This is a genomic window from Roseateles sp., assembly GCF_039595295.1.
Lineage (GTDB): Bacteria > Pseudomonadota > Gammaproteobacteria > Burkholderiales > Burkholderiaceae_C > Roseateles.
The window spans coordinates 100939-115884 of the sequence record NZ_JBCNLU010000001.1; the positions used below are offsets into that span (position 1 = coordinate 100939).

Consider the following 14946-nt stretch of genomic DNA (forward strand, 5'->3'; position numbering starts at 1 on the left):
CGGGGTTTGTCCCAGGGATCGAAATCCCGGGGAAGTTTTTCTTCGCGCGCCGCGAGGATTTGCGCGCGTCGTTCGTCCAGGTCATCAGCGGCGCCGTCGGTGCTGTCGATGCAGTGGCGCGGACGTCACACGAGGAGACGGGGTGGACGCGGAAGAGCTGAGCGACTGGTTCGAGCGGGAGGTGATGCCCTTGGAAGGCCTCCTGGAGGGATACCTGCGCCGCAACTGGCGGGATCGGGACGAGGTGCCGGACCTGCGCCAGGAGGTCTACGCCAGGGTCTATGACAGCGCCGCGCGCGGGCTCCCGGAGTCGACGCAGGCCTTCGTGCTGTCGACCGCGCGCCATCTGCTGGTGGACCGGGCGCGGCGCGCCCGCATCGTCTCGATCGAGACCTTCGCCGACCTGGACGCGCTGGCGCCGTCGCGGGACGAGCTCAGCCCCGAGCGGCATCTGTCGGCGCGCAGCGAGCTGCGGCTGTTGCAAGCCGCGCTGGATCTGCTGCCCGCGCTGTGCCGCGAGGTCGTGGCGCTGCGCAAGATCGAGGACGTGCCGCAGCGCGAGGTGGCCGAGCGGCTGGGGATCAAGGAGGAGGCGGTCGAGCGCCTGGTGGCCAAGGGCGTGAGGGCCTTGGGCGAGGCGCTCCGGGCCGGCCTGCAGGGGCGCCGCGCGGACGACGGGAAGGACCCGGGGAAGAGTCCGGGGAAGGGCGCGTCGCAGGCGCCGTCGAAACAGGGGAGGAGCACGCCGTGAAGAGCGCGGATCTGGAACATATCGAGCAGCTCGCCGCCGCCTGGATCGCGGAGATCGACCGCCATGACGGCGTCTTGCCGCCGGAGCGCCGACAGGCGCTGGACGCCTGGCTGGCCGAATCGACCCAGCACCGGGTCGCCTTCCTGCCGCTGCGGTACCACTGGCGTCGCGCGGGCCGGCTGCAGGCGCTGCGGCCGTCGGCCGTGGTGCCGCCTCAGCCCCCTCAGGAAGCCCCGACGCCGGCGACGGCCGACGCGGCCCCGGATCGGCCGTCAGAGCCGGCCTTCCGGTGGCTGAGCGGCTGGCGCATGGGCGCGCTTGCCGGCGGCCTGGCGGCCACGCTGGCGCTGGTGATGGTGTTGCCGTTCGGCGGTCGCGCGCCGGTCGTGGAGCAGCACGCCACCGAGCGCGGCGAGCGCGAGGCGGTCAAGCTCGCCGACGGCTCGCGGCTGACGCTGAACACCGCGACGGTGCTGCGCACGGCGGTCGGCGAGGCGAAGCGGGAGGTGTGGCTGGACCAGGGCGAGGCCTTCTTCGACATCGCGCACGACGCGCGCCGGCCCTTCGTCGTGCACATCGGCGACCGCACGGTGACGGTGCTAGGCACCAAGTTCTCGCTCTACAAGGACGGCGACCGCCTGAAAGTGGCGGTGCTGGAGGGGCGGGTGCAGGTGCAGGCGCCGCGACTGCAGCCCGCCGTGCTGGTGCGCGACGACACCGCGCTGGCCGACGATCACAGCCTGCTCATCGTGCGCCAGCCTACGCGGCGCGTTGTCGCCAGCCTGAGCTGGATGCAGGGCAAGCTCGTCTTCGACCAGGCGACACTGGCCGAGGCGGCGGCCCAGTTCAACCGCTACGGTAGCAAGCGCCTGATCATCGACGACGAAGCGGCGGCGGCGATGGGCGTGGGCGGGATCTTCGACGCCGACAACCTCGAGGCCTTCGCGCGCCTGCTGCAGATGGGCTTCGGTCTGCAGGTGCGGACCGAGGGCGACGAGATCCACGTCTCGAGCCGCTGACGCGTCGGGACGCGGCGGCGCGGGCTTGCCCAGCTCATCCGGCTCCTCCGGTTGACCCGGACCGAATGCGCGCTAGCCCAGCAGCTGCAACGTCACTTCCGAGATCTCGCGCTTGAAGCGCGCGGGGTCGTCCGGCAGCGTGGACACGGCGCGCAGCACGTGGCTGTAGGCGACCGTCTTGCTGATGCCCTGCGTGAGCAGCGAGAACAGCAGGGCGGGGTCGCAGCGGCGCAACTCTCCTGCGTCCATGGCCTCGACGAACAGCGGCAGGAAGACGTCGTGGAAGGGCCGCACCAGCTTGTCGACCAGCACGTTCAGGCGCTCGCCCTCCTCGGTCGCGGCGGTGGAGAAGAAGATGCCGATGTCGGGATGCTCGAAGACGCGGTCGATGAAGTCGAGCAGGGCGTGCTCGACGCGCTGGCGCGGGCCGAGCGCCGGGTTCTGGCGCACCGCGATGGCGATCTCGCGCATCGGGTCGGTCAGCGCGACGATCTGATCGACCACCGCGAGCCAGAGGGCTTCCTTGGACCCGAAGTGATGCGCGATGAGGGCCGCGTCGACGCCGGCCAGGCGGGCGATCTCGCGCACGCTGGTGGCCTCGTAGCCGCGCAGGGCGAAGGTCCGGCGGGCGGTGCGCAGCAGGTTGTCCGCGCCTTGCGCACAGTCCGCGCTCGGGCGCCCGCGACGGCGCGGCGTCCCACTGGCCTTCGGGGTCTTGTTGGTCATCGGCAGGCTGCCTTTGCTATATTCATCACTCGTTGAATTATTTCAGCAATGACGTCGGATTGTCGGCGGACATGGAAAGGCGGTGCGGCATGCACATGGATCTGGCGAGTGATCCGACCCGGGAAGGGTGGTTGCGGACGGTGTCGTGGCTGGGGAATGGCGGCGTGGCGGAAGTGCCGCGATCGACGCGCGGCGGCCGGATGACGGTGGCCGACGCGGGCCTGACGCTGCGACCGGCGCCGACCATCCACGTGCTGGACCGGCCGACGCCGCGGACGGCGGCGATCTCGTGGTCGGACCCGGGGTCCTGCCATTACGGGTATCAGATCTGGGACATGGCGCCGACGAAACGGGCGGGGGTGTGCGTGCTCAGCGGCACCGAGATCCTGATCGGCGACATGGTCTACACCCCGCGCGCCGACGAGCCCACGCCGATCAACGCGGGCGTGATGATCGCGGCGGCGTATGTGGATGCGTGAGGGCGTGAGGTCTTTGCGTCAGTTGGGCGATCGGTCTTCGACGCCCTCGACCTTTCCAGCGTCGGGGGCCTCGAAGGCTTGCCGGACCGCCTCGACGATTCGGTCCTGCCGTGCGTGCAAGGCCCCGCCTTCCTGAAAGATTTCCGGCAGCGCCTTGCGCAGCTTGTTGCTCACCACCCAGTGGCCCTCCCGCAATGAGCGAACGATGCGGTCGGCATCGGCGTCCGGCATCTCCACGACGTCCTTGATCGCATCGCGCGCTTCGTCGTAACGACGCAGCGTCAAGGCCTCCTCGGCCATTTCATGCTCGACGGTCTGCCGGAGCACCTCGCTCATGTATCGGGCATGCTCGGACAGATCCAGATAGCGCCACGCATGCCGGGCATCGGCGGTCTGCGAGAACTGGAAGTCGGTGACGACACCATCCGGGCAGGTGCGCGACGGGCCGAAGCGGTAGGCATCCGCATAGCGGCTCATGAGCGGTTTTGAGATCACCTCCAACACGTGGTCGTAGGCGGCGCGCGCGCGGGCATTGCTGGCGATGGTCGCGGAGACAGGGACGATGATGCCGGTCGGCACGACGCGATCCGCCGCCAGCAGATGGTTCACCAGGAATCGATGCACGCGGCCATTGCCGTCGGCCAACGGATGCAGGTAGACGAACCCGAAGGACACCGCGGCGATGCGGGCCACCGTGTTGGCGCCGCGGGTTCGGGTCTCCAGGCTGCGGAGTCCTTCCAGCATCTCGTCGACCAGCGACTCGGACGGCGCGATGTAGTGGACGATCTGCGCGCGGAACGTGGACTGGCCGATGAACACTGGCGACCGGCGGATTCCCACCCGCAAGGCGTTCTCGCCCAGCACGGCGCGTTGCAGGGTCTGAAGGCTGTCTGGCGACATCGGGTCCGGCATGCGTCCGCTGAACTCCTCGATGGCGGCGGCGAAGCGCTTCACGCGGTCCTCCTTGTCCGCCTCGCGCTCGATCGCGAAGCTCGCGCGAGACTCCTTGAAGGTCAGCCAGGCGGCGCTGCGCAGCAGCAGGTCCGGGCCATAGGTGTCGTCGAGGTGACGAACACCAGTGCCGACCTCATAGAGCCAGTCGCGCGCATCTGCGGGCCCGAGGTAGACCATCGGGCAGAAGGCCGGTGTGCCGGGCAGGTTGTTGTTGACGCGCCAGCGTCGATTGCGGTCAGGCGTTTGGGCGACCAAGTAAAGATCTGGATCAAGCGCATCCACGTAGCCCACGTTGTGGGCCGTGTCGGGCAGCGGCAAAGTTCGGCCTGTTAGCCATTCATAGAAGAACGCGGCGCGGCGCGCGTAAGCGCCCATCGGCTCGCGTCGGACCCAGGTGGCGAGCGATTCCGGATCGATGCTGTGGAAGAGTCTGGAGAAGAATTCGAGGTGGACTCGCTCGTACTTGAGACCGAACTCGAAATGCCCGGCCAAGGAGTCTTCCGGCTGATATTGAGCGGTCCAGGTCCTGACTTCACGGCCATTCGCCAGGTCCCGCTGCCTCATCGTTCCTAGACGACTGCGTGAGAACAGCGGTTGGACGAGCTGGATGTCATGCATCTCCGCCAATCGCTGAAATCCGAAATGTGTGTCGGCCATCGCGTCTATTCCGCTATCAGGTCGTCTATTTTGTTAGAAAAACGACCGACTCCGTATAAAACGCTAGAAATTGCACCCGGTCGCGCCGCTCGCCGCCGTCGCCTCCCTCAACTCCTCCCACCAGTAGCCGTCCCTGACGCCGCGCTCCCGGGCCAGGGCTTCCAGCTTCCGAAGCGGCTCCAGCAGCCTTGGATCCGCCAGCGCGACGGCCGCGTCGAGCTCATACAGATGGCACTCCGGCGTGAGCCTCGCCATCACCCGCTCCACGATCCCGTCATCGTGGCGGCGCGCCAATCCGACCAGCGCCTCGCCGCGCACGTCCTCGTCGGGATCTTCCAGATTGCGACGCAGCGCCGCTCGGATCTCGGGCGTGTCGTCGGTGCGCAGCGTGCCCAGTCCGAAGGTGGCCCAGTCGCGCACCTCGTCCGACGAGTCGGCCGACAAGGCGATCAATCCGGCGATGGCCTCCGGCTCCTCATAGGACCCCAGCGCCACCGCGACCTGCCAGCGCATGCGCTCGTCCGGATGGCTCGCCAGCTTGAGCAGCGCCTCGACGCTCTCGCCATGCGGCCGGTGTCCGAGCCCGGCCACCGCCGCGCGGACCACGTCCTGATGCGCGTCCGACAGCCCTTGCAGCAGCAGGCGCTGCGTCTCGTCCTCCGCGAAGGGCGTCCACGCGCCGTCGATGCGCCGCATCAGCTGCGCCGCCACGGAGATCGCCACCGCGCGTCGCCGCGCATTCGAACTTCGGGCCCAAGCCGCGATCTGCGTGAGCATGTCCGGCGAGCCGCGCCGCTGAAGTTCCTCGATCGCGCGCCAGCCACGCGGCGCATGCCAATCGCGGGTGGCGCGTCGGAGCAGACGCGCGTCGCTGCGCGCGCGATGCCGATACCGGGCGATTCGCTTCATGCGGGAGCCTCCGTCGTCGTGGCAACGAAGTCCCGACTCTAGCGGGCCGGTGAAGCCTCAGCGTCCCGCCGGCTCGTCCTCACCCGTGGGCAGCCGCAGCGCGCCGGTGTTGTAGTCGTACTCGAACACCTCGCCATGCCGCGCCCAGGTCACCGCCGTCTGCAGCACCGCGTCGGCTTCGGCATCGTCCAGGTGCTCGCTGAGCAGCTTGAGCACCGGCTTGTCCGGCATCTGGCCGTTGGGCTCCTGCTCCAGGCTGTGGCGGATGTGCGCGATCAGCGGCACGTGCGCCATCAGCTGCTGACCGAAAAGATCGCGCCGCAGTCCGTGCGCGCCTTCGACGTAGCGGCGCCCCAGCGGCGTGAGCTGCAGGTCCCCGCTGTCCAGCTGAGCCAGGCCCAGCAGCGACAGCGCATGCGCCACCGGCAGCAGCTCGGCATCGGGCAGGCCCGATTCCTCGCACAGCTGCGGCAGATCGGCTCGGCCGTCGAAGGGCGGCTCGGCCAGCAGTTCCAGCAGACCGTCCATGCGCGCCACGTCCGCCGCCGGCAGGCGCTCGGCCAGCGGCGCCGGCGTCGCGGCGGTGCCGGTCGCGCCGACCGCGCGGGCAGGCCGGCCGGCGGTCATCAGCGCATAGACCTCGTCGATCAGCGCGCGCACGTCGGCGCTCTCCGGATCGCGCGGTCGCGGCAGCTGCACCGAAAGCTGGCAGCGGATGCGCCCCGGATCGCTCGCGAAGATCAGCACCCGGTCGGCCATCATCACGGCCTCCTCGATGTTGTGCGACACCACCAGCATCGCCTGCGTCGGCATGCTGCCGCCGTCCCACAGCTCCAGGATGTCCTCGCGCAGGCGCTCGCCGGTGAGCACGTCCAGCGCGGAGAACGCCTCGTCCATCAGCAGCACGTCCGGCTCGGTCACCAGCGCGCGCGCGATGCCCACGCGCTGACGCATGCCGCCAGAGAGCTCGCGCGGCAGCGCGCCCTCGAAGCCCGACAGGCCGATCATCGCGATCGCCGCCTCGGCCTTCTCCGCCCGCACCGACTTGGCGACGCCGCGCGCCTCCAGGCCCAGCTCGACGTTCTGTTGCACGGTCAGCCACGGGAACAGCGCGAAGGACTGGAACACCATGCTGATCCCGCGCGCCGGGCCCGACATCGGCTGGTTGCGATAGCGGACCTGGCCGCGGTCGGCCGGCACCAGGCCCGCCATGATGCGCAGCAGCGTGCTCTTGCCCGAGCCCGACTGGCCCAGCAGCGCGACGATCTCGCCCTCGCGCAGCGTGAAGTCCAGCTCCTCGAGCACCGGACGCGGATGGCCGTCGGCCGAGCGGAAGCTCTTGCCCACGCCGTGGAGTTCGATGATGGGTGTGCTCATGCCGATGTCCTCACAGGTGCATGCGGTCCTCGGCCAGCCGGTACAGGCGGCGCCAGACGAAATGATTCAGGCCCATCACGAAGATGCACATCACGCCGATGCCCAGCGCGATGCGCGGGAAGTCGCCCTTGGCGGTCATCTCCGCGATGTAGCTGCCCAGCCCGTGCGCCTGCAGCGTGGTGTCGCCCCAGGACACGTACTCGGCCACGATGCTGGCGTTCCATGATCCGCCGCTGGCGGTGATGGCGCCCGTCACGAAGCTCGGGAATACCGCCGGCAGCAGATAGCGCCGCCACTTCAGCCAGCCGCTCAGGCCCAGGTTGCGCGCCGCGTGACGCAGCTCCGCCGGGATGCCGGAGGCGCCCGCGATGACGTTGAACAGCAGATACCACTGCGTGCCGAAGATCATCAGCGGCGACAGCCAGATGTCCGGGTTCAGCTTCCAGCGCACGATCAGCACGACCACGACCGGGAACAGCAGGTTGGCCGGGAAGGCCGCCAGGAACTGCGCCACGGCCTGCAGCCGTCCGGACCAGCGCGGATTCATCCCGATCCAGATGCCCACCGGCACCCAGACCAGCGCGGCCAGCCCGATCAACACCATCACGCGCACCAGCGTCAGGCAGCCCAGCAGGAAAACATGGCCGGCCTCGTGCCAGCCCACCTCGCTGTGGACGAAGCGCACCAGGTGGTAGAGCGCCACCATCACCGCCGCGGCCACGACCGCGTCCCAGGCGCGCGTCCAGGTCGCGGCCGGCACGCCCATCAGCCCGGGATGGCCGGAGCGCGCGCGGATGGAGGTGCCGTCGTGATGGCGGCGGAACCAGACCAGGCTGCTCTCCAGCCGGTCGACGATCCAGGCGGCCATGCGGCGCGTCAGCGCGGTGCGGCGCAGCCAGCTCAGCATCCAGGAGTTGGGGGCGGTGTCGGTGCCGCTGTCCTCGAAGCGGAACTTGTCCGCCCAGGCCACCAGCGGCCGGAACACCAGCTGGTCGTAGAGCAGGATGCCCGCCAGCATGCCCAGGATGGCCCAGCCGATGGCGCCGAGGTCGCGGGCCTCGATGGCCAGGGCGATGTAGGAGCCCACGCCCGGCAGCTTGATGCTCTGGTTGGAGACCGAGATCGCCTCCGACGCGACCACGAAGAACCAGCCGCCGGACATGGACATCATCATGTTCCACAGCAGGCCGGGCATGGCGTAGGGCAGCTCCAGGCGCCAGAAACGCTGCCAGTGGGAAAGCTGGAAGACGCGCGCGGCCTCGTCCAGCTCGGACGGGACGGTGCGCAGCGACTGGTACAGGCTGAAGGCCATGTTCCAGGCCTGCGAGGTGAAGATCGCGAAGATGGCCGCGCATTCGACGCCCAGCAGGTTGCCGGGGAAGAGCGCGATGAAGCCGGTGACCGTGATGGACAGGAAGCCCAGGATGGGGATGGACTGGAGGATGTCCAGCATCGGGACCAGGACCTTCTCGGCGGCGCGCACCTTGGCCGCGAGCACCGCGAAGACCGCGCTGAACAGCAGCGCCAGCAGCATCGCGGCCAGCATGCGCAGGTTGGTGCGCAGCAGGTAGTACGGCAGGTGCGAGGGGTCCAGCGTCAGCGGCAGCGGGTCGCCGAGCTCGAAGGGCCGGGCCATCTGCGCGGCGCCGTAGGCCAGCAGCACCAGCAGGCCCAGCACCAGCGGCAGCAGCGCCCAGTCCCAGCGGTTGGCGCCGGCCTCGACGACCTGGCGCGGAAAGTAATGGCGGCGGTCCATGAGTCGTCTTTCTGGTTCTGCATGGATTCCAGGGAACAGACGGCCCCCGGGGCCCCCCGCACGAAAGCGCGCAGGATGCCTTTGCCGCCCTTCAGAAACCTGTCCAGTGTCTGGCCGAAATCTGTCGGCGCGCAAGAGCGCCCCGGGCCGGTCCCGACCCCTTGCCCGGGGTCAGGTCTCGACGGCCGCCGCGGGGGCCGCGTCGGTCTGGCGCAGGCTCTGGGCGACCTCGAAGAAGGAACTTAGCAGCAGGCTCTCCCGTCGTTCCTTCAGGCAGTAGAGGTGGGTCTCGGTGTAGGCGGGGTCGCCGTCGATGCGCACGGGGCGCAGGCGTGGGTCGGGGATGAACTCCGCCTCGGAGACCACGCCCACGCCGATGCCGCGGGCGGCGGCCTCGCGCAGGGCTTCGCGGCTGCCGATCTCCATCGCGACGCGGGGAGCGATGCCGGCCTGGCGCAGCGCGGATTCCAGAGCCCGCCGCGTGCTGGAGCCGTCCTCGCGTTGCAGCAGCGCTTGGTCGGCGAGCTCGTGCAAGGGCACGCTGCCGCGGCGGGCGAAGGGGTGCTCGACGTGGACGAACAGGATGATCGCGTGGCGCGCGTAATGCAGGGTCTCGAAGCCGGGCGCGTCGTGGAAGCGGGCGAGCACGCCGACGTCGATGACGTAGTTCTCCAGGTCGCCGAAGACCTGGGCCGAGTTGCCCAGACGGATGGACACGTCCACCTTGGGATAGCGCTGGCGGTAGGCGTCGACCATCTCGATCACGTGGAAGGGGCCGACGGCACCGAGCTTGAGTTGGCCGCGGGTGAGCTGGCCGCAGTCGTGCAGGAGGTTGTAGGCCTCGACCTCCAGCGCCGCGAGCTGGCGGGCGATGGGCAGCAGCTGATGGCCGACGCTGGTGAGCTCGATGCGGTGGCCGCGGCGGTGGAAGAGCTCGACCTGGTGTTGCTTCTCCAGGGCCTGGACTTGGGTGGTGAGCGTCGGCTGCGACAGGCCGAGGGCCCGTGCGGCGGCGCTGAAGCTGCCGTGGCGGGCGACGGCGAGAAAGGCGCGAAGCTTGGCGGCAGACATGGATAGACGCCGTCGATGGATCGGCGGGGAAACTCAGATGGAGGCGATGGTCGAGGCGCGCGGTGACGGGGCTGTGACGTTGGTTGGCGGTTTGCCGGGGCGGGGCTCGCTGTGTGCGACGGCCCTCACCCCAACCCCTCTCCCGCAAGCGGGCGAGGGGCTCCATACGACGACGCGCATTGAAGCCCCTCTCCCATGAAGTGGGAGAGGGGTTGGGGTGAGGGCCGCCGCACACCAGAGACCAAAGACCAAAGCGCAGAGGCCAAAGCCCGCAGCGCTCCCGTCCATAGCTCCCATCAATAGCTCGCCCACCAAATCGCGATGACATCGATGGATCGCCTGTCATCTTCGATTCATAGAGTGCCGGCATCCGCCCACCCCACCCTGGATGCCGCCATGTCCCACCCCCTGCTCGACCTCCCGCGCCGCGCCGCGCTGCGCGCCTCCTGCGCATTGGCGCTCACCGCCTTCGCCCTCAGCTCCGCCTTCGCCCAACAACAATCCCTGACCATCGGCCTGATCCCCGCCGAGGACTCGCAAGCCATGATCGAGTCCAGCCGCCAGGTCCTGGACGCGCTCCAGCAGCGCCTGGGCATCGCCATCAAGCCCTTCGTCGCCACCGACTACAACGGCGTCATCGAAGCGCTGCGCTCCAAGAAGCTGGACGTCGCCTACCTCGGTCCCTTCTCCTACGTCCTGGCCAGCTCGGTCGCCAACGTCGAGGCCTTCGCCGTCGCCGAGACCAAGAAGACCGGCCAGAGCTCCTACAAGAGCCTGATCCTGGCCCGCAAGGACAGCGGCCTGCGCACCGTCACCGATCTGAAGGGCAAGAACTTCGCTTTCGTCGACCCGAGCTCCGCCTCCGGCCACCTGTTCCCCAAGGCGGGCCTGCAGCAGCAAGGCATCGAGCCCGACCAGCTCTTCGGCCGCGTGATCTTCTCCGGCTCGCACGACGCCAGCATCCTGGCCGTCGCCAACAAGAAGGTCGATGCCGCCGCCGTCGCCGACCGCATCTTCGCCACTGCGGTCGCCAAGGGTCAGGTCAAGCAGGACGACTTCGTCGTGCTGTGGACTTCCAAGCCCATCCCCGAATCCCCGATGGTGTGGCGCAAGGACCTGGATCCGGCGCTCAAGGAGAAGCTGGCCAAGGCGCTCGCCGGCCTGAAGGACGTCAAGTGGGGCGACCAGGGCGTGCTCAACGGTTTTCAGCCGACCAGCGACGCGGCCTATGACGTGGTGCGCGAGACCGCCAAGGTCCTCAAGCTCGACCTGCGGAGCATGAAGTGATCCGGCTGCGCGGCCTGACCAAGCGCTACGGCGACAACGCCGTGCTGCGCGGCGTCGATCTGGACGCCATGCCCGGCGAATTCCTTGTCGTGCTCGGCCCGTCCGGCGCCGGCAAGTCCACGCTGCTGCGCTGCATGAATCGCCTCGTGCAGCCCGACAGCGGCGAGATGACCGTCGCCGGCCAGGAGGTCCGCGCCGATGCCGGCTCCGCCGATCTGCGCGAGCTGCGCCGGCGCGTGGCCATGGTGTTCCAGCACCACCATGTGGTGCCGAGGCTGAGCGTGCTCAAGAACGTGCTGACCGGCCGGCTCGGCGCGGTGCCGGTGTGGAGCTCGGTGCTGCAGCTGTTCCGCGCCGGCGACGTGGCGCTCGCGATGGACTGCCTGGAGCGCGTGGGCCTTGCCCACAAGGCGAGGGCGCGGACGGACTCGCTGTCCGGCGGCCAGATGCAGCGCGTCGGCATCGCCCGCGCGCTGGCGCAGCGGCCGCAGGTGATCCTGGCCGACGAGCCGGTCGCCAGCCTCGACCCGCACACGGCCCGCCAGGCGCTCGGATACCTGCGCCAAGCCTGCCGCGAGCTGGGCATCACCGTCGTCTGCAACCTGCACCAGGTCGACTACGCGCGCGAATTCGCCGACCGCATCGTGGGTCTGTCGCAAGGTCGTGTGCTCTTCGACCGATTGCCGGGCGAGCTGTCGGAATCGGAGCTGAACGAGCTCTACGCCGGCCACGCCGGGCTGCAACTGATAGCGCCCGTCGGCGACGCGAGGCCAGTCGACCCGATCGCCCCTTCTTACCCCCTTGCCTTGCGTGCGAGAGCTGAGCTTCTTACCCCCTCGCCTTGCGTGAGAGAGCCGGGCTTCTTACTCCCTCTCCCGCTTGCGGGAGAGTGCAGTGCCTCTTACCCCCTCGACCGCTTGCGGGAGAGGGCAGGGGGAGAGGGTCTTTCGGCGCCCCCGCACCCACGCCCGATGAACGCCTGAGCGCCCGAAAGAAACTCTCATGACGACAATGAACACAAGCGCCGCCGCCCGCGCCGCCGCTCACCGCCACCGCTGGCTGATTGGCCTACCCGAAACGCCGGCCGGCTGGACCCGCCTGCTGCTCGCCATGATCGCGGGCCTGTGGGCGCTGCAATGGAGCGCCCGCGGCGCGCAGCTCAGCCCGACCGAACTGGCCTCCGGCCTGCCGCAGATCGCCGACTTCCTGGCCCGCACCTGGCCGCCGGACTGGCGCATCCTGGAGCGCCTCTGGGCCCCGGCGCTGGAGACGGTGCAGATCGCCGTCTGGGGCACCCTGCTGGGCGTCATCGCCGCGGTCCCGGTGTCCTTCCTGGCAGCACGCAACCTCCACGGCCCGCGCTGGCTCTACCTGCTCACGCGCCAGGGCCTGAACGTGACCCGCAGCATCAACGAGCTGATCCTCGCGCTGGTCTTCGTCTCGGCCGTGGGGCTCGGCCCCTTCCCCGGCGTGCTGGCCCTCGCGGTGCACGGCGCCGGGATGCTCGGCAAGTTCTTCGCCGAGGCCATCGAGGAGATCGATCAGGGCCCGCTCGAAGCGCTGCGCGCGACCGGCGCGCGGCCCTTGCAGGTGATCGTCTTCGGCGTGCTGCCGCAGGTGGTGACCGCGTGGATCGCCGTCGTGCTCTATCGCTTCGAGGTCAACCTGCGCTCCGCCACGGTGCTGGGCATGGTGGGCGCGGGCGGTCTGGGCTTCGAGCTGGTCGGCAGCCTCAAGCTCTTCAAGTACCCGGAGACGGCCACCTGCATCATCGTGATCACCGTGATGGTGGTGGTGGCGGACTTCGTCTCCAGCCAGCTGCGCCGCGCGATCCAGGACCAAGGGCGCCATTGAGGCATCAAGGAAGTACCGCGACATGGATCTCTGGAAGTTTCACAACCCCGTGGACGTGCACGCCGGCATCGGTGCGCTGGAGCGGCTGCCACCACTCGTCGGCGAGCGCCGCGCGCTGTTGATCGCCTTCCCCGAGGCGGAGCCGCTGGGCCTGATCGGCCGGCTTCAATCGATGCTCGGCGAGCGCCTGGTCGCCGTCGAAACCGACGTCCGCCCCAACCCCGACGTGCAGTGGCTGGCCCCGCTGTACGAGCGGCTGTGGCGCGATCACGCCGACGCGCGCTGCGTGATCGCGCTGGGCGGCGGCAGCAGCATCGACTGCGCGAAGGCGATGCTCACGGCGACGCCGTCGGGCCGCTTCGATGAGCTGCTTGATCACCTGATCGATCCCAAGGCCGCAGCCTTGGACGCCGACGGCCCGCACCGCGCGCTGATCGCCGTGCCGACGACGGCCGGCACCGGCAGCGAGGTCACGCCTTGGGCCACGATGTGGGACGCCGCCCGCTCGCGCAAGCATTCGCTGCATCTGCCCTGGACCTGGCCCGAGGCGGCCGTGGTCGACCCGTCGCTGATGGTCAGCCTGCCGCGCGGCGCGACGCTCGCCAGCGGACTCGACGCGCTGTCGCATGCGCTGGAGTCGCTCTGGAACGTGCATCGCAACCCGGTTTCCGCAAGCCTGGCGGTGGACGCCGCGCGCCGCATCGTCGCGACGCTGCCGGCCTTGCTCGACGAGCCGCGCCGGCTCGATCTGCGCGAGGCGCTGGCCGAGGCCGCGCTGCAGGCGGGCATGGCCTTCTCCAACACCAAGACGGCGCTCGCGCACTCGCTGTCCTATGACATCACGCTGACCCACGGCGTCCCGCATGGACTGGCCTGTTCCTTCAGCCTGCCGCGGGTGATGCGACTGGCCTTCGGCCACGACGCGGCGCTGGACGAGCGCTTGATGTGGATCTTCGACGCGGTCGATGCGGATGGCGCCGTCTCCGCGCTGGAGCGCTTCCTGCGCGGGCTCGGCGTCAGCACCGATCCGGTCGATTACGGCATCGCACCCGGCGACTGGGACGAGCGCGTCGCCCAGGCGCTGCGCGGACCGCGCGGCCGCAACTTCATCGCCGGCGCGCCCGTCGTCCTGCAATCCCGTTGACCGCGGCCTCCCACCGAGGCCCGGAACCTTCGATTCCATCGAGAGAAACGCCATGAACACCACCGCCACCTCCACCGCCACCTCCACCTCCACCTCCACCTCCACCTCCACCTCCGCCACGACGCCGACATCGGCCGACCACGCCCGCTTCCCGCATCTGCAGGCGGTCATCTTCGACTGGGCCGGCACGTTGGTCGATCACGGCTCGCTGGCGCCGACGCAGATCTTCGTCGACGCCTTCGGGACCTTCGGCATCACGCTGACGCTGGCGCAGGCGCGCAGCCCGATGGGCCTGTCCAAGCGCGATCACATCCGCACGCTGCTGGAGGACGCCTCGCTGCAGGCGCAGTGGCAGACGCGCTTCGGCAAGGCCTCGACCGACGCCGACATCGACGCCATCTACCAGCGCTTCATGCCGATGCAGATCGAGAAGGTCGGGCGCTACTCGCAGCCGATTCCCGGCGCGGTCGATGTGCTGAAAGCGCTGCGCGAGGCGGGGCTCAAGATCGGCTCGTGCTCCGGCTATCCGCGTCAGGTGCTGGACGTGCTGCTGCCGCAGGCGAAGGCGGACGGCCTCGCGGCGGATCACGTCGTCGCTGGCGATGAGCTCACGGCCGGCGGCCGGCCGGCGCCGTTCATGGCGCTGGCCAATGTGCTGGCGCTGGGCATCGGCGATGTGCGCGCCTGCGTGAAGGTCGACGACACCACGCCCGGCATCGAGGAAGGTCGGCGCGCCGGCATGTGGACCATCGGGCTGAGCCTCTCCGGCAACGAGACCGGGCTCACGCTGGAACAGCTGCAGGCGCTGCCCGATACGGACGTCGCCGCCCATCGAGAGGGCGCGACCAAACGGCTGACCGATGCGGGCGCGCATCTGGTGATCGACTCGGTCGCGTCGCTGACGAAGGCGCTGGCGGAGATCGACGCTCGCATGGCGCGCGGCGAGCGGCCCTGAGCCGCGC

At 69.5% G+C, this 14946-nt stretch carries 13 protein-coding genes and 1 pseudogene; 8 read left to right on the forward strand and 6 right to left on the reverse strand.

Going from position 1 to position 14946, the window contains the following annotated elements; translation table 11 throughout:
• Positions 1 to 142: 142 nt before the first annotated feature.
• Positions 143 to 751 carry a sigma-70 family RNA polymerase sigma factor gene (locus ABDW59_RS00465; protein ID WP_343627331.1) on the forward strand — a complete coding sequence of 203 codons (609 nt, stop codon included), beginning with the start codon at positions 143 to 145 and terminating at the stop codon, positions 749 to 751.
• The gene (locus ABDW59_RS00470; protein WP_343627332.1) at positions 748 to 1770 is read left to right on the forward strand and encodes a FecR domain-containing protein; all 1023 of its coding nucleotides are present in this window, start codon (positions 748 to 750) and stop codon (positions 1768 to 1770) included. Before ABDW59_RS00465 ends, ABDW59_RS00470 begins: the two co-directional genes overlap by 4 nt.
• Before the next feature lie 72 nt (positions 1771 to 1842).
• On the opposite strand, the gene ABDW59_RS00475 is transcribed toward ABDW59_RS00470, so the two are convergent.
• The gene (locus ABDW59_RS00475; protein ID WP_343627333.1) at positions 1843 to 2496 is read right to left on the reverse strand and encodes a helix-turn-helix domain-containing protein; all 654 of its coding nucleotides are present in this window, start codon (positions 2494 to 2496) and stop codon (positions 1843 to 1845) included.
• 89 nt (positions 2497 to 2585) lie between these two features.
• Here ABDW59_RS00475 and ABDW59_RS00480 point away from each other — a divergent pair, with 89 nt between their 5' ends.
• The gene (locus ABDW59_RS00480; protein ID WP_343627335.1) at positions 2586 to 2975 is read left to right on the forward strand and encodes a DUF3331 domain-containing protein; all 390 of its coding nucleotides are present in this window, start codon (positions 2586 to 2588) and stop codon (positions 2973 to 2975) included.
• A gap of 18 nt (positions 2976 to 2993) precedes the next feature.
• Here the strand turns inward: ABDW59_RS00480 and ABDW59_RS00485 are convergent, their stop codons facing one another.
• The 5 genes from ABDW59_RS00485 to ABDW59_RS00505 form a co-directional block, all read right to left on the reverse strand.
• On the reverse strand, positions 2994 to 4421 hold the full coding sequence (locus tag ABDW59_RS00485) for a Fic family protein (RefSeq protein ID WP_343627336.1): 1428 nt from the start codon (positions 4419 to 4421) through the stop codon (positions 2994 to 2996).
• A gap of 228 nt (positions 4422 to 4649) precedes the next feature.
• The gene (locus ABDW59_RS00490; protein ID WP_343627337.1) at positions 4650 to 5495 is read right to left on the reverse strand and encodes a HEAT repeat domain-containing protein; all 846 of its coding nucleotides are present in this window, start codon (positions 5493 to 5495) and stop codon (positions 4650 to 4652) included.
• A 57-nt stretch (positions 5496 to 5552) separates the two neighbouring features.
• Entirely contained in the window at positions 5553 to 6872 is a 1320-nt protein-coding gene (locus ABDW59_RS00495) for an ATP-binding cassette domain-containing protein (protein WP_343627338.1), read from the reverse strand.
• 10 nt (positions 6873 to 6882) lie between these two features.
• Positions 6883 to 8628, reverse strand: coding sequence for an ABC transporter permease subunit (locus ABDW59_RS00500; protein ID WP_343627340.1), 1746 nt, complete (start codon positions 8626 to 8628; stop codon positions 6883 to 6885).
• A gap of 171 nt (positions 8629 to 8799) precedes the next feature.
• Positions 8800 to 9699: a LysR substrate-binding domain-containing protein gene (locus ABDW59_RS00505; RefSeq protein ID WP_343627341.1), complete on the reverse strand. Its 900-nt coding sequence runs from the start codon at positions 9697 to 9699 to the stop codon at positions 8800 to 8802.
• Between the two features lie 396 nt (positions 9700 to 10095).
• On the opposite strand from ABDW59_RS00505, the gene phnD reads away from it, so the two are divergent.
• The 5 genes and pseudogenes from phnD to phnX all read left to right on the forward strand — a co-directional run bounded on the left by phnD (position 10096) and on the right by phnX (position 14939).
• A complete protein-coding gene (phnD, locus tag ABDW59_RS00510; protein WP_343627342.1) occupies positions 10096 to 10986 on the forward strand; it encodes a phosphonate ABC transporter substrate-binding protein in 891 nt (296 codons plus the stop codon).
• Positions 10983 to 11714, forward strand: a pseudogene (gene phnC / locus ABDW59_RS00515) (phosphonate ABC transporter ATP-binding protein); the annotation flags it as partial. The gene phnD and the pseudogene phnC, both read left to right, overlap by 4 nt.
• 274 nt (positions 11715 to 11988) lie before the next feature.
• On the forward strand, positions 11989 to 12840 hold the full coding sequence (gene phnE, locus ABDW59_RS00520; protein ID WP_343627344.1) for a phosphonate ABC transporter, permease protein PhnE: 852 nt from the start codon (positions 11989 to 11991) through the stop codon (positions 12838 to 12840).
• Between the two features lie 22 nt (positions 12841 to 12862).
• On the forward strand, positions 12863 to 13984 hold the full coding sequence (psrA, locus tag ABDW59_RS00525; protein WP_343627346.1) for an iron-containing alcohol dehydrogenase PsrA: 1122 nt from the start codon (positions 12863 to 12865) through the stop codon (positions 13982 to 13984).
• Between the two features lie 52 nt (positions 13985 to 14036).
• On the forward strand, positions 14037 to 14939 hold the full coding sequence (gene phnX, locus ABDW59_RS00530) for a phosphonoacetaldehyde hydrolase (RefSeq protein WP_343627348.1): 903 nt from the start codon (positions 14037 to 14039) through the stop codon (positions 14937 to 14939).
• The last annotated feature ends 7 nt before the right edge of the window (positions 14940 to 14946 follow it).